We start from the raw sequence: 14,417 nt of genomic DNA on the forward strand, positions 1-14,417 counted from the left end.
CAATATATTATTCACACCAGTGATATCCTAAATATTTAATATTTGTAGAGTAAAGTTTTGCACAGTCGGGTATTATTGAATAACATTTAACATTAACTCACTATAAAGAATTCGTATTTCGACAACCTTATTGTTATCGTAAATTCACTCTTATCGTGATTATAACACTTATCGTAATTATAACAACTCTAAAGGTGATGTCGTGAAAAAAATATTAACATTGATCTTAGGGCTGTGTCTAATAGTCCCTATAGTATCTATGGCAGGATGCATAGGGGGAGCTCAGTCATCAACTACAACAGCCACTACTCAAGAAAAACCTTCAACAACTACCACTAATGAAAAACCATCTACCATAATACTTAGAACTACAGGGGCAACATTTCCAAAATATCAAATCCAAAAATGGATTAATGATTATCAAGAAACTCATCCAAATGTTAAGATTGAGTATGAAGGTGGAGGAAGCGGACACGGACAAGAGGCATTTTTAAAAGGATTAACTGACATTGGAAGAACTGACCCTCCTGTTAAAGAAAGCATGTGGAATAAATTTTTAGAAACAGGAGATCAACCATTGCAATTCCCAGAAATTGTTGGGGCAGTTGTTATAACCTATAACATCCCAGAAATTGGAGATAAGACTTTAAAATTAAGTAGAGGTGTTTTGGCAGATATATTCTTAGGTAAGATTGAATATTGGGATGATGATAAAATCAAAAAGATAAATCCTGATGTTGCTGATAAATTACCACACAAGAAGATTATCGTTGTTCATAGAAGCGATGCAAGTGGAACAACTGCTATATTCACAACATACTTAAGTTTAATTGGCAAGGAATGGGCAGATAAGGTTGGAGCTGGAAAGATTGTAGATTGGCCAGTCGATAAAATGGGCAGAGGTGTTGCTGGAAAAGGTAATTCAGGCGTTGTAGCTACATTAAAATCAACACCGTATTCAATTGCATACACTGAATTATCTTACGCAATCGAAGAAAAACTTCCAGTAGCGGCACTGGAAAACAAAAATGGTAAATTTGTTAAGCCAACAGATGATGCAATAAAAGCAGCGGTTTCAGCCGTTAAAGCAAATATTCCAAATCCAACAGAAGGTTACAAAGAAGATTTAAAACAAATGTTGGATGCTTCCGGAGACAACGCTTATTCAATAGTTGCATTTACTCACATATTAGTTTGGGAAAACAAAAATGGTAAGCACTACTCTTCACAAAAAGCTAAAGCTATAAAAGATTTCTTAACATGGGCATTAACTGAGGGACAGAAATCATCACACTTAGCTCCCGGTTATGTAGGATTACCTGAAGATGTTGCTAAGATTGGATTAGATTCTGTAAATATGATCAAAGAATAAATATTTATTTTTTTATTTTTATTTTAAGATTAAAGATTTCTGCTTATTAATTTTAAGGGGTTGCCAAATAATTAAATGTTATTGTATGAAATATAATATTCACACCAGTAAACCTTAATATTCTATATTTGTAGTATAAAAATTTTACATTGTCATTATCGCTTGGAATGATATTTATAGCTTGGAATGATATATATAATCGACTGCAAAGAATTCGATTTTTCGGCAACCTCCCAATTTAAGTAAGGTATAAATACTACTTACACCTATTTGATCTAAAATTAATTCACAATTGATGCAATAAAATACCGACCTGGGTAGAAACTATGGATTTGAGAAAGATTCTAAAAAAGATAGATAAATTTAAAATAATAACCTTACCAGCCATATTTATTGTGTTTATATTATTTATTTTAATATTGGGCTTTTATTTCTTTAATGCACTCCCGGCTATTGAGAAATATGGTATTAATTTATTTATAACAAATGTTTGGCATGCCGCAGAAGAAGTATCGAATGAAGTCTATGGATTATCGGCACCAATTTGGGGGAGCATATACACAGCAACAATTGCTGTTTTGATAGCTTTGCCTTTATCTATATGCTATGCAATATTTGTCAATGACTATGCCCCTAAAAAACTAAAATATCCTTTAATTATAATTTCAGACATTATGGCAGGACTTCCAACGATAATTTATGGGATATGGGGAGCTTTTATATTGGTTCCTCTGTTGAGAGACCACATTATGAAGTTTTTATACGAATACTTTTCATTCATTCCTCTCTTTGATTATCCGCCATTATCTGGTTATTGTTATTTGTCAGCAGGTATCTTATTAGGGATAATGGTTACGCCATTTGCAGCGGCTATTATTAGAGAAGCTTATGCAATGATTCCCTCTGTTTATAAAGAGGGTTTAGTTGCATTAGGTGCAACAAAATATGAAGCAACAAAGGTTTTAATAAAATATATAAGACCAGCCATAATTTCTGGGACCATATTAGCTTTTGGTAGGGCTTTAGGGGAGACAGTTGCTGTTTCACTGGTTATAGGAAACTCCTTCAACCTAACTTACAAGCTCTTTGCTCCCGGATATACAATCTCATCATTAATAGCAAATCAGTTTGGAAATGCAGTTTTGTATGAATACATGACTTCAGTTCTTTACTCTGCTGGTTTGGTGCTATTTGTTATAGGATTGATCGTTAATTTCATTGGAATTTATTATTTGAAGAGGTGGAGAGAGCATGTCTCCCATTAAATATAAAACTATTAGAATGGTCAAAGATAAGATATTCCTGTTTATTGTTGGAGCATTAACATTATTGGCAATACTCCCTTTATTCCATATTATTATTTCAATTGTTGAGAAGGGACTGCCAATAATAATGGAGCGGGGATTAACTTTCATAACTGGGACGTTGAGCGAGGGAGGTATAGGTCCAGCAATAGTGGGGACGCTGATGCTAACATTCTTGGCAAATTTGATAGGCTTACCTTTGGCTTTCTTAGCTGGAGCTTATGCCTATGAATTCCCAAATAGCCTTATTGGAAGAACCACAAAAATGCTATTACAGATAATGTTGGAATTTCCAACTATACTGGTCGGTACGTTTGTTATGGGAGTCTTGGTAGTTCCAATGGGAACTTTTTCAGCGTTAGCTGGGGCTTTGGCTTTGGCTTTAATATTAACTCCTTATGTTGCTGTATATACAGAAGAAGCTATGGCAGAAGTTCCAAAAATTTATAAAGAAGGAGGTTATGCCTTAGGATGCACAAGGGCACAGGTTATATTTAAAGTCGTCACAAAGATGGCTAAAAAAGGAATCTTGACAGGAATTTTAATAGGCATGGCTAAAGTTGCAGGGGAAACAGCCCCTCTGCTATTTACTGCGGGTGGACTTTATGAGGTTTATCCAACAAACCCATTAGAGCCTGTTGGAGCAATCCCCCTCCTTATCTATACATTAGTTCAAAGCCCTTCGATAGAAGATCATCAGATGGCATGGGGGGCTGCCTTAGTCATGCTCATAATATTTTTGGCGATATTTGTTCCAATAAGATATGCGTTAAAAGATGACATAAAGCTATAAAACTCTAAAAAAGTGATAGGGATGGCAAATATAAAGATGGAAACAAAAAACTTAAATTTATGGTATGGAGAGAAACAGGCGTTATTTGACATAAACTTCCCAATCTATGAGAATAAAATCACCGCTTTAATAGGACCGAGTGGATGTGGTAAATCAACATTTTTAAGATGCTTAAATAGGCTAAATGATTTAATTCCTAATGTTAAAATAGAGGGAGAGGTTTTATTGGATGGAAAAAATATCTATGATAAAGATGTCGATGTTTATGAGTTGAGAAAGAGATTAGGGATGGCATTTCAAAAACCAAATCCTTTTGCCATGAGTATTTATGATAATATTGCATTTGGTCCAAGAATTCATGGAATTAGAGATAAAAAAGAATTAGATAAGATAGTTGAATGGGCTTTAAAAAAAGCTGCATTATGGAATGAGGTTAAGGATGAGCTGCATAAAAATGCCCTATCATTATCAGGAGGGCAGCAGCAAAGGTTGTGCATCGCAAGAGCTATAGCAGTTAAGCCAGATGTTTTATTAATGGATGAACCAACCTCTGCGTTAGACCCCATCTCTACATTAAAGATAGAGGAGTTGATGGTTGAGTTAGCTAAGGATTATACTATTGTTGTTGTCACTCACAACATGCAGCAAGCAAGTAGGATTTCAGACTACACAGGATTCTTTTTAATGGGGGAACTTGTGGAATTTGATAAAACAGAAAAGATATTCCTTGAACCATCTAAAAAGGAAACTGAGGACTATATAAGCGGCAGATTTGGATAATTATAATTATATTATTTATGGTGGTATTATGGCAAGAGAATTATTATATTCTAAAATTGAAGAAGTAGAAAATGATGTTGTAGATATGGGAAATATGTGTATTGATTCATTGAAAAAAGCAGTAGATGCATTTTTAAATTATGATAAAAAACTTGCAAAAGAAATAAGGGAAAATGACAATTTAATCGACTTGAAAGAGATGGAAATCGAAGAAAAATGTGTTTCCATCATAGCACTTCAACAGCCCGTAGCGTCAGATTTAAGGACGATATTGACAGTTATTAAAATCATATCAAAACTGGAAAAAATAGGGGACAATGCTTCAAAAATTGCAAAGATAGTTTTAAAATCTGAATTAAATATGAAAAGGGAAAACGAAATAATTAATGTTATGCTCGAATATCTTGAAAAAATGTTAAAGGATGCATTGACAGCATTTAGGACTGGAAATGAGGAGCTCGCCAGGGATGTTTATAGTAGGGATAAAAAAATAGATAAACTCTATGAACAATTATACCGGGAAATGATTAGTTATATAATTGAAAATCCAAAAAACACCACAATGGCAACAGAAACAATATTCGTGGCAAAGTATTTAGAAAGAAGTGGGAACTTAGTAGCTTCAATTGGGGATAGGGTAGTTTATATGATAACAGGAGAAAGAATAAAAGAAGAAGAATTTGACTATAAACATTTTAAATAAAAATAATACAATAATTAATATTTTTTAGAATAAAATATATCATTATTTTTTTTTCTTTTTTTCCATTCCTCAATAGGTATTGAATATTTATCTTCCAATTCTTGCCTATATATCGTGTTGTAAGTGCAGAATGGTATTATCTTGTTATCTGGCAATGCGTAATGTATAACACACCTTTGGACCCTTTTAGCATCAAAATTATATGGGTCCATAAAATGCATGCATCCAATTAAAATTGTATTAAAATGGAATTTCGAAAGGGCATTGTAATCTCCCTTTAATATTTTTATTAAAGTTTCCGTAAATTTTACATTTGATGGCGTTTTTGAAGAATCCACTAAATTAGGCAGTTCTTTTGTGATTTTTAAAAGTATTTTTCCTTTTTCTATTCTGGATAATTCATTAGATTTATTCTGATGGTCATCATAAACCTCTTTAAGAAGTTCTATAAAACCTTCAACGTCAAAGAATCTTGTTATAGGTATGAGCTCATCATTTTCTACAAATACATAGGTTGCAGCTCCACAGTGTTGGTGAGCTCCTAATTTTACTACCTGTCTATTTTCCCAGAGCTCGACAAATAATGATATTGGCACCACAAATGGCACAGGATAAAAATCCTCTCTTAGAATTTCTCCGTTCGTCTGTTCCTCTACAAGTTTGATAAAATCTGGAATGGTTATTCTTTGTTCCAATCTTTTATTTTCATCAATTCTTCCTGTGAATGAAACCGGTTGAACATTTACATTTCTGACAACATCTCTGTTTTTAGCGGCGAATCTTATAATATTCCCAATCTGGTCATCATTAATCCCTTTTACAAGTGTTGGAACTAAAACAACACTATTAAAATTGGCTTTTCTACAATTTTCTATAACCTTTAATTTCAGTGGTAGCAGATTTTTATTCCTTGCAATCAAATAGGGTTTTTCCGTCAAACCATCAAATTGTAAATAAATTGTGGATAATCCAGCTTCTTTTAATTTTTTAATATATGCGATATTCTTTAATTTTATGCCATTGGTGGCAACTTGGACATGGGTGAATCCAAGGTCCTTAGCTATTTTTATTAATTCTGGTAAATCATCTCTAACTGTTGGTTCTCCACCGGCGAATTGTATTGCAGGGCAGGGGACCTCCTCGCTTCTCAAATTAATCATCATCTTTTTTATCTCTTCAATGGATGGTTCGTATATTTTTTTAGTTCTGTTTGCATTTGCAAAACATATGGGGCAGTTTAAATTACATCTATTTGTTACGTCTAAATTTGCAAGTATGGTTGTAGATTTGTGATTTGGGCATAATCCACAGTCAAAAGGACATCCCTCTTTAACCTCAGTATTTGGGTTTTTTATCCCATTTCCAATATATTCATACTTATTATATTTTTTATACAATTCACTATCATTCCAATAAATATCTCTAAATTTCCCATGTTCTGGACACTCCTTTTCTATTATTATCTTATTATCCTCTTCAAATACCTCCGCATTTATTTTCTTTAAACATGCGGGACATAAAGATATGGTTTTCAAAATAATCACCCCACCATATAATTAAAATACTGAAATAATTATTACACACTAATGATTATCACATATATATTTATAACATGTGAATAATTTATTCACATATTAAGATAGTAACCATGATAATATTATATAATAATTTCTAAAATGTGCATAAATTACGCACATGTCATTGTAGTATTTTAATAATATTTAATCATTTCGCTCATCAATATCGTCATTGACAACTATTTTAACCGGTAAGAACGGTATCTTAATTTCTTTCTTTTTAATTTTTTTATCGAGCATTATTACTTCGTTTAATTTATTTTGGAGTCCTTTTGATAATTTTTTTACGAGCTCAGATGGAGACACCGCTGAGTAAATATAAGGTTTTTTACCCAACCCCTCTTTATCCAACTTTTCTCTGACTACAATTCCGCTTTTATACATTTCTAAAATTACCTCCCTAATAGTGGAAGGATATATTCCAGTTCCATGGGCTATTTCATCCACTGTGCTTTTTCCATATTTTCTGAGGTAAATATATATCTTAGCCTTTACCTCACTTGATAAAAGGTTTGCTAAATTATCTATTAATGATTTGTCTATGTTTTCAATGGTTTTTTTGATTACAATTGATTTATTTTTTTCCTTGTTTTTGACCTTTTCTAAAATTTCTTTTACCTCATCTTCCATATTTTTTTCTTCATTTTCTGGATTTTTCATATTTAAGTTATTTTCATTTGTATTAATTTCATTTTTATCGCACATACCACCACCTCATGAAATACATAATGTCCTTATCCATAGGTCATAATATAATTTTTATAATATATAAATATGTCCTATTATATTATAAAAGCAATAATAATTTAGAAAAATTTAAATATTAATAAATTTGAATAGTTAATTTGAATGGTTAAAATATTTAAAAAATATAATGTAAATTTATAAAATAGGGAAAACCTTCGGTTTTCTAAATTGGAGATTTTTAATCTCTCACTACATTCAAGATGGTGAAAATATGGTTGAATTGCTGGCACCTGCACGGGATTTAACATGCTTAAAAACTGCCATTAATTATGGTGCAGATGCAGTTTATTGTGGTTTAAAAGAGTTAAACATGAGATTTACAGTTAAAAATTTTAACAGGGATGAATTAAAGGAAGGAATAAAATTTGCACACGAAAATAACAAAAAAGTCTATTTATGCACAAATACCGTTGTTTATGAAAATGATTTGAAGAAATTAAATGATATTTTTGATTTTGCCAATTGTTCCGAAGTTGATGCAGTAATAGTCAGCGATTTGGGAGCAATGGAACTAGCAAAAGAGTATGGCCTTAGAATCCATGCAAGTGTTCAAACAAATATCACCAATTCATTAACTGCTAAATTTTATTCAAAATTTGCAAAAAGGGTAATTTTATCGAGGGAATTAACCTTGAACCAGATAAAAGATATTAGAAACAATTTAAAAAATGATAATGATAATGGCAAATATAACAATAGTTATTATAATTTAGAGCTCGAAGGATTTATACACGGAGCTCTCTGTGTGGCAATAAGTGGAAGATGTTTTTTAAGTTCATACTTATTTAATAAAAATGCAAACTGCGGGGACTGTCTTCAACCATGTAGAAGAAAGTGGAAATTAATAAATGAACATGTTGATGGCACACATGAGATAGTTTGTGAGGGAAAATACCTTCTTTCTCCAAAGGATATATGTATGATTGAACATGTGCCTGAGCTCATGGAGGTTTTAGATAGTTTTAAAATAGAAGGTAGGGCAAAAAATGCCGACTATGTAATGAGAACGGTTAAAACCTATCGAGAAGCTATTGATTCTGTGATTGATGGGACATATATTGAAAAAATTCCATACTTTAAGAAGGAGCTCCAAAAAGTGTATAATCGAGAATACGACACAGGGTTTTATTTTAGAGATTTAACTAATAACCACGATTTTCAGCATGAAATAGAAGGGAATGCTTCACCATATAGAAAGATAGAAGTTGGAACTGTTGTTAATTTCTATAAAAAAGTTGGAGTTGCAGAGATAAAGCTTATAGGTGATTTAAAAGTAGGGGACGAAATATTGATTATAGGCAATAAAACAGGATGCATAGAGGAAAAAATAAATTCCATCCAAATAAACCACAAAACCGTGAATATTGGAAAAAAAGGGGAGAATATCGGAGTAAAGTTAAACAATATTGTGAGGGAGAATGATAAAGTTTTCAAATTGATTAGAAATTAGTTTTTTAAACATCATTAACATTATTAAGAACTTTTTTATATTATAAATATATATTATTGAAAAAATAAACTTTATAAAATTTCATTTTTGTGATACCATGGATAATGAAAAAATGATTCATAAAAATCAAAAACCTTTAACACCAGACGAAAAGAAAATGATGTCTAAATTTGCACATATAACAAAGGTTCATCCCTGCTATAATGAAAAATTACATGATAAAATAGGAAGGGTGCATTTACCAGTAGCACCAAAATGTAATATAGCATGTAAATTTTGTAAAAGAAGTGTAGGGCAGGAATCATGCTGTGAAGATAGGCCAGCTGTGGCACACCACATAATGAAACCAGAAGAGGTTGAGGATTATTTAAAAGATTTAATTAAAAAGATGCCAAATCTTAAAGTTGTAGGAATAGCAGGTCCGGGGGATAGTTTATTCAATAAAGAAACATTTGAAACATTGGAAATAATCGATGAAAAATTCCCTGATTTAGTAAAGTGTTTATCAACCAATGGTCTTTTACTCCCAAAATATGCAAAAAAACTTGCTGATTTAAATGTAAAAACCCTGACTGTGACTGTTAATGCAGTTAAACCTGAAATACTTAAAAATATTGTAGATTGGGTTTATTACGAAGGTAAAGTCCATAGGGGAGAAGAAGGAGCCAATATATTAATTAAAAATCAAATTGAAGGTGTTAAGAAGGCACATGATTTAGGCATAATTATAAAAATAAATAGTGTATTAATACCTGAGATAAATATGGAACATATTGTTGAAATTGCAAAAACCTTCAAAGACACGGCATATCTCCAAAATATCATCCCACTTATTCCTATGTATAAAATGGAAAATCTTAGAAGACCTACCTGTGATGAAATTAGCAGAGTTAGGGATGAATGTGAAGAATATTTACAGCAGTTTAGGGCATGTCAGCAGTGTAGGGCAGATGCAGCAGGATTGTTGTCAGAGAAAAAACATTTAGAAGGTAAAGGAAAAGAATTAAATATATTCGATTTGAAACATTTTTCACATTAAAAATATTTCACTAAATCATTAAAATACGGTGGTGTTAATATGGAAAGAGCAGTTATAACAGTTACTGGAAAAGATAGAACAGGAATTGTAGCAAAAATAGCAAATGCACTTGCAAAAAGTGATGTAAATATTTTAGATATAAGACAATCCATTATGGATGATTTATTTACAATGATTATGCTCGTAGATATTTCGAAATCAAAAAAGGATTTTGAGGCATTAGGGCAAGAATTGGAAAATATTGGAGAAGAGATTGGTGTTAAAGTAATAATTCAACACGAAGATATATTTAAATACATGCACAGAATTTAATCAATATTATTAAATATTTATTATATTTTTAATTATTTTTTTCTAAATCTTCTTTTAATTCCAAAGCTTTTTTAATCCATTCTTCTGTAAATGGTTTTTCTGATGCTAACATAACCATGCTTTTTCCATAGAAGGTTTTTCTGACTCTCATGCCTTCGGGAAATACCCTGTTCATAAAATCAAGAACCTTTAATTTAAAATCATCTTTTGCATCATACACTATCATATCCATATCTATTGGAGAATCGGTTATTAATTCAAATCTTGAAGGCTGGTCAATAATATTTATTATTTCAAATAGCTGTGGGGCATAGGTTTCGTCCTCTATTTTTAATTTGGTAATCGTTTTACCATCCTCTGTTTTTGTTTCCTCTATGGTCACAAAATCCCTTAATTTTATAGGTTTTGATGTGGATTTTGGAAGAACGCCAATAATAAAAAACGGTTCTTTCTCTCTGCAAATCATTCTCACTTCAATTAATGATTTTCCAAGTATTAAATCTTCAAGAGAGGTTTGAATAATTTTGTTGTATATATTTTTTCCAGCTTCATCTTCACAATCAATATATATCTTAGCCATGTTATCCCTCCAGTTTTAATAATTTATTATTATTAAAAATATTTAAAAGTTCCTTTAATATAATTAAATATATGGATGGATTTTGGTTTAAAAAATAAAATTTTTTAAAATAATTAAAAATAATTGTTAATATTTAAAGTATCTAAATTCAAATGTAGTTTAGATGCTATCTTTTTAAATGTAATGGCTAATTTGGTTTTTAGTAATGGTTTTATATCAAAATTAATCTCAATAGGTTTAAACTCATAATCAAATTTGTAGGAGTTATAAACCATAATTTTATCCCCTACTTTTACATCTTCTGTTAAAGGTAATGGCATCTCTAAAATATTTCCACCGAGCTCTATGAGTGGAATCTTACAGTCGCATTTATAAACAAATCCTTTAATAGTTCCAACCTCGCCATAGCACATAATATCACCCAACAGTATATTTAAGTTATTTATTATTATTTGCCATCTATTGACACCAATAGGTTTGCAATATCATTTATTATAGTTAAAGCACCGTTGTATCCAATCATTGCCTTTTTAGTGTGCCCATATCTGTCAATTACAGGGAATCCCACTCTTAATAATGGAATATCCAAGGCATCAGCCACATACTTGCCCCTATAATCCCCTATCAATAAATCAACAGGATGGGATTTTAAAAAATTCTGGAAGTTGTATAAATCCCCCTCAATTACTGCTATGTTTCTATTGTTATGTTTTGTAATGTTATTTATTTTTTTCGTAAAGTATTTAGTTTTAGTGTTTGAAAGCACAGCCACAACATTCATTCCCATTTCATGGGCAAAATCCACAAGACCTATGACTTTATCGGGGTCCCCAAATATGGCAACCTTTTTGTTTTTAATAATATGATTTGTATCTACCATGGCATCTAATGCATATCCCCTATCATCCCACAATTCATCAGGTATTTCCTTGTTTGATATTTTTGATAGGGTTTTTATAAAGTTATCAGTATTTTCTATACCTATTGGGAATTTTAAATTATATGATTCCACATCAAACTTCTTCAAATATTCAGCTCCACCTACACCTTCCATTCCAAATGATATTGTAGCTTTTGAATTTATGGAGCTTTTAATATTTTCCACTGTTGTATCGCATCTTGGGTATTCCTCCTTTGGTAGTCGCAAAGGCCTATCCATTGCCTTTATATCCATCAATAAGTTATATTCAATATTTAATGTTTTAAATATATGTTCGAGCTCCCGCACATCTCCCGGATTTACAACTCCGTGAATTATATTTATTACTTCCTTTTTGGTAGTTTTGTTTCTTCTACTACTGTTCTTTTCTAAAATGCCTTCTATAATGCCTTTTACTGCATTGTTGTATCCATCGATATGAGTTCCAATATACGAAGGAGTATTTACTGCGACAATGTTTTTATTGGTGTAATTTTTTTTAATCACAGTTTTTATATCTTCCCCAATGGTTTCACTAAGTCCCGTAGTTAATACCACCATTAATTCTGGATTTTTGGCTATTTCAATGTTTTCAATCGCCTTAATTAAATTATCAATTCCTCCATGTATTGCATCGGATTCATAGAATCCTGTCGTGGCTATTTCAAGGGGCTCTTTAAAATGCTCCACAAGGATGTGTTTTACATAATTTGCACATCCCAATGAACCATGCACAAGTGGAATGGTTTTATATATTCCAAGGGATGCAAATACTCCACCCATGAGCTGATTCATATATGGGGGATTTATTGTAATAGATTCTTTTAAATCTGCATTTGATTGCATAGCTGATTTGCTAATTATATTGTTAGCTGCATCGGTTGTTTTTATGATAGTTCCACCTCATTTATCTAATGTCGGCGGGAAGTTTGATAAATTCCTTCGGAATTTATAAATGTCTTCGCTATCGCTCAGACATCCCCTTCCGTAAGGAGGGGATGAGGCCGACGAAAAATATAAATATTATGACATAATAAAATAAACGCATAAATGGGCGAAAACCAAGTCCATTCTATGCTATTTTCATGCACCTGCGGAAGGCGGGGGTGAGCCTGTGGAGAAGTGAGCCCCTACCTAGGTAGTTAATAACTACCGATGATGGCAAGCTCGTTCAGTGAAGCAGGAAGCCCCTTCCGTAAGGAAGGGTTACTTCACCTTATTAGTCCCCATATTTTCGAATTTATAGCACCATAAACATCTTCTGCAAAGTTAATAAATCCATCAAATCCAACATAAACAGTATCAGGAGCTCTACCATTTATGTATGGAATACCCATTTTATGAACCAATTCCTTAGTTTTACTATCGGATATAAACACATCTGGCTTACATTCCATCAGTGCCTTTTCCAATTCATAGGTATTTGGATTATCTATTATTATAGCACCTTTTGGAAGTTTTTTTACAATTTCTTCATAGTTTTCCTTATTTGCAAAGTATGTGGCAACACCCACCACTTCCATTCCGAGCTCATCCATTATTGGACCCATATAGTTGAGAGCTCTCTGAGCTCCGTGGCATATAAATACCTTTTTGCCCTTTAATTCCTTTTTGTAAAAATTCAATTTTTCCTCGTTCTTTTTTAGATAGAAGTCAATTGTTTCGTTTATTTTTTCTTTATCAACATTTAGTATTTTTCCAATAGTTTCCAAAGCTTCACAGCAGTTCTTTATGCCGAAGAAGTTTGAAACAATGTATGGAACTTCATATACATTTCTCATCATTTTGGCAAATTGTATGGAGCTCTTCATGCAATGGACAATATTTAATTTTGCATTATCCATAATTCTTATTTTATCGATTGTGGCATTTCCTGTAAATGAACATAAAACTCTTATTCCCATTTTGTTCAGCATATCTTCTATTACATTGGAACTTTTTACGCTGAAATCTCCTATTATATTCACATCATAGGGAGTAGGATTTTTTAATTCCTTCGTAGCTATCAATTCGAAGAGCTTTTTATTTGCTATCATATGTCCCTTATTTTGAGTTTTTCCTTTAAATCCTGCACATTCAAAGGCGAGAACTGGTATATTTAATTTTGATTTTTTCAGCTCTTCATTGGCCTTTTTTACCACGGCATTTATATCATCTCCAATCAATGCAGGAAGGCAGGTTTCATAAACAAATATGGCATCTGGTTTAAATTCAGTGGCAACTTTAATTATGGCATCGTATAATTTTTTTTCACCGCCAAATATTACATTTTCTTCCTTCATATCTGTTGTAAAGCAATATGAATATGTGGAAGGTCTGTAATCCCATGAGTAATATGCACAACCGACATGGGAGTGAATAATATGGACCACATTTTTAATATGGCTGTTAATGATAATCCTTGAACCGTGGAATGTGCATGACCTCTCTGAAAAGTCCCCCGGCTGCGTAGGTTCTTCACATGCAGGCACTATATTGTCATTGCACTTAACGATACAATGGCCTATCCTGTCCTTTCTTCCTCCAATTTGATTCAATATTTCTGTGTCCATATTATTCACCAGTGTAATTTAATTACCTTTTAAATTTTATTGGTCCTATACTACTTCAAAAATACAAAAAATACAAAAATAAATAAAAAAATTAAATAATTAGTTAATTTTCACAGCCTCAGCAGGGCAGAAATCTTCACACATCTTGCAGAATGTGCATTCTTCTTCATTCACTATAACTATTTTTCCATCTTCAATTCCAAATACATCAGTAGGACATGCGTCCTTGCATCCGGCACAATCTGGTCCTTCGCATAAATCATAATCAATTATAATCCCCATGCTTTCA

15 protein-coding genes are annotated in these 14,417 nt (G+C 32.0%); 8 read left to right on the top strand and 7 right to left on the bottom strand.

All coding sequences use genetic code 11. The features are described from left to right. Positions 1 to 202: 202 nt before the first annotated feature. The 5 genes from pstS to phoU all read left to right on the top strand — a co-directional run bounded on the left by pstS (position 203) and on the right by phoU (position 4,952). Positions 203 to 1,372, top strand: coding sequence for a phosphate ABC transporter substrate-binding protein PstS (pstS, locus tag Mjas_RS05435; protein WP_421077180.1), 1,170 nt, complete (start codon positions 203 to 205; stop codon positions 1,370 to 1,372). Positions 1,373 to 1,698: 326 nt separating this feature from the next. Then, on the top strand, positions 1,699 to 2,637 hold the full coding sequence (gene pstC / locus Mjas_RS05440; protein ID WP_421077181.1) for a phosphate ABC transporter permease subunit PstC: 939 nt from the start codon (positions 1,699 to 1,701) through the stop codon (positions 2,635 to 2,637). Continuing rightward, entirely contained in the window at positions 2,624 to 3,469 is an 846-nt protein-coding gene (pstA, locus tag Mjas_RS05445; protein ID WP_421077182.1) for a phosphate ABC transporter permease PstA, read from the top strand. The genes pstC and pstA overlap by 14 nt, the downstream gene beginning before the upstream one ends. Before the next feature lie 21 nt (positions 3,470 to 3,490). Further along, positions 3,491 to 4,249: a phosphate ABC transporter ATP-binding protein PstB gene (gene pstB, locus Mjas_RS05450; protein ID WP_421077183.1), complete on the top strand. Its 759-nt coding sequence runs from the start codon at positions 3,491 to 3,493 to the stop codon at positions 4,247 to 4,249. 28 nt (positions 4,250 to 4,277) lie between these two features. Further along, the gene (gene phoU / locus Mjas_RS05455) at positions 4,278 to 4,952 is read left to right on the top strand and encodes a phosphate signaling complex protein PhoU (protein ID WP_421077184.1); all 675 of its coding nucleotides are present in this window, start codon (positions 4,278 to 4,280) and stop codon (positions 4,950 to 4,952) included. Between the two features lie 14 nt (positions 4,953 to 4,966). Here phoU and tes read toward each other — a convergent pair whose 3' ends face one another. Then, on the bottom strand, positions 4,967 to 6,487 hold the full coding sequence (gene tes, locus Mjas_RS05460) for a tetraether lipid synthase Tes (RefSeq protein WP_421077185.1): 1,521 nt from the start codon (positions 6,485 to 6,487) through the stop codon (positions 4,967 to 4,969). Between the two features lie 186 nt (positions 6,488 to 6,673). After that, on the bottom strand, positions 6,674 to 7,159 hold the full coding sequence (locus tag Mjas_RS05465; protein ID WP_421078579.1) for a helix-turn-helix domain-containing protein: 486 nt from the start codon (positions 7,157 to 7,159) through the stop codon (positions 6,674 to 6,676). A 328-nt stretch (positions 7,160 to 7,487) separates the two neighbouring features. Here Mjas_RS05465 and Mjas_RS05470 point away from each other — a divergent pair, with 328 nt between their 5' ends. The 3 genes from Mjas_RS05470 (at position 7,488) to Mjas_RS05480 (ending at position 10,077) form a co-directional block, all read left to right on the top strand. Continuing rightward, positions 7,488 to 8,726, top strand: a complete 1,239-nt coding sequence (locus tag Mjas_RS05470; RefSeq protein ID WP_421077186.1) for a U32 family peptidase — start codon at positions 7,488 to 7,490, stop codon at positions 8,724 to 8,726. A gap of 157 nt (positions 8,727 to 8,883) precedes the next feature. Continuing rightward, on the top strand, positions 8,884 to 9,765 hold the full coding sequence (locus Mjas_RS05475) for a radical SAM protein (protein WP_421078580.1): 882 nt from the start codon (positions 8,884 to 8,886) through the stop codon (positions 9,763 to 9,765). Positions 9,766 to 9,804: 39 nt separating this feature from the next. After that, positions 9,805 to 10,077: an ACT domain-containing protein gene (locus Mjas_RS05480; RefSeq protein WP_421077187.1), complete on the top strand. Its 273-nt coding sequence runs from the start codon at positions 9,805 to 9,807 to the stop codon at positions 10,075 to 10,077. Between the two features lie 28 nt (positions 10,078 to 10,105). Here Mjas_RS05480 and Mjas_RS05485 read toward each other — a convergent pair whose 3' ends face one another. The 5 genes from Mjas_RS05485 to Mjas_RS05505 form a co-directional block, all read right to left on the bottom strand. Continuing rightward, a complete protein-coding gene (locus tag Mjas_RS05485) occupies positions 10,106 to 10,657 on the bottom strand; it encodes a methanogenesis marker 17 protein (protein WP_421077188.1) in 552 nt (183 codons plus the stop codon). 113 nt (positions 10,658 to 10,770) lie between these two features. Next, the gene (locus Mjas_RS05490; protein ID WP_421077189.1) at positions 10,771 to 11,070 is read right to left on the bottom strand and encodes a hypothetical protein; all 300 of its coding nucleotides are present in this window, start codon (positions 11,068 to 11,070) and stop codon (positions 10,771 to 10,773) included. Positions 11,071 to 11,105: 35 nt separating this feature from the next. After that, positions 11,106 to 12,422: a nitrogenase component 1 gene (locus tag Mjas_RS05495; protein ID WP_421077190.1), complete on the bottom strand. Its 1,317-nt coding sequence runs from the start codon at positions 12,420 to 12,422 to the stop codon at positions 11,106 to 11,108. Positions 12,423 to 12,787: 365 nt separating this feature from the next. Continuing rightward, positions 12,788 to 14,128 carry a nitrogenase component 1 gene (locus tag Mjas_RS05500; RefSeq protein WP_421077191.1) on the bottom strand — a complete coding sequence of 447 codons (1,341 nt, stop codon included), beginning with the start codon at positions 14,126 to 14,128 and terminating at the stop codon, positions 12,788 to 12,790. A gap of 99 nt (positions 14,129 to 14,227) precedes the next feature. Beyond that, the gene (locus tag Mjas_RS05505) at positions 14,228 to 14,410 is read right to left on the bottom strand and encodes a 4Fe-4S dicluster domain-containing protein (RefSeq protein ID WP_421077192.1); all 183 of its coding nucleotides are present in this window, start codon (positions 14,408 to 14,410) and stop codon (positions 14,228 to 14,230) included. Between the last annotated feature and the right edge of the window lie 7 nt (positions 14,411 to 14,417).

Source organism: Methanothermococcus jasoni (genome assembly GCF_049075655.1).
Classification (GTDB): domain Archaea; phylum AGJL01; class Methanococci; order Methanococcales; family Methanococcaceae; genus Methanofervidicoccus.

Bases quoted from the DNA above. Each gene is read 5' to 3' on its own strand.
- Mjas_RS05470 (WP_421077186.1), top strand. From the start codon at position 7,488: ATGGTTGAATTGCTGGCACCTGCACGGGATTTAACATGCTTAAAAACT.
- Mjas_RS05500 (WP_421077191.1), bottom strand. From the start codon at position 14,128: ATGGACACAGAAATATTGAATCAAATTGGAGGAAGAAAGGACAGGATA.
- Mjas_RS05480 (WP_421077187.1), top strand. From the start codon at position 9,805: ATGGAAAGAGCAGTTATAACAGTTACTGGAAAAGATAGAACAGGAATT.
- pstC (WP_421077181.1), top strand. From the start codon at position 1,699: ATGGATTTGAGAAAGATTCTAAAAAAGATAGATAAATTTAAAATAATA.
- Mjas_RS05495 (WP_421077190.1), bottom strand. From the start codon at position 12,422: ATGCAATCAAATGCAGATTTAAAAGAATCTATTACAATAAATCCCCCA.
- Mjas_RS05465 (WP_421078579.1), bottom strand. From the start codon at position 7,159: ATGGAAGATGAGGTAAAAGAAATTTTAGAAAAGGTCAAAAACAAGGAA.
- phoU (WP_421077184.1), top strand. From the start codon at position 4,278: ATGGCAAGAGAATTATTATATTCTAAAATTGAAGAAGTAGAAAATGAT.
- pstB (WP_421077183.1), top strand. From the start codon at position 3,491: ATGGCAAATATAAAGATGGAAACAAAAAACTTAAATTTATGGTATGGA.
- pstA (WP_421077182.1), top strand. From the start codon at position 2,624: ATGTCTCCCATTAAATATAAAACTATTAGAATGGTCAAAGATAAGATA.
- Mjas_RS05485 (WP_421077188.1), bottom strand. From the start codon at position 10,657: ATGGCTAAGATATATATTGATTGTGAAGATGAAGCTGGAAAAAATATA.
- Mjas_RS05475 (WP_421078580.1), top strand. From the start codon at position 8,884: ATGATGTCTAAATTTGCACATATAACAAAGGTTCATCCCTGCTATAAT.
- Mjas_RS05490 (WP_421077189.1), bottom strand. From the start codon at position 11,070: ATGTGCTATGGCGAGGTTGGAACTATTAAAGGATTTGTTTATAAATGC.
- Mjas_RS05505 (WP_421077192.1), bottom strand. From the start codon at position 14,410: ATGGGGATTATAATTGATTATGATTTATGCGAAGGACCAGATTGTGCC.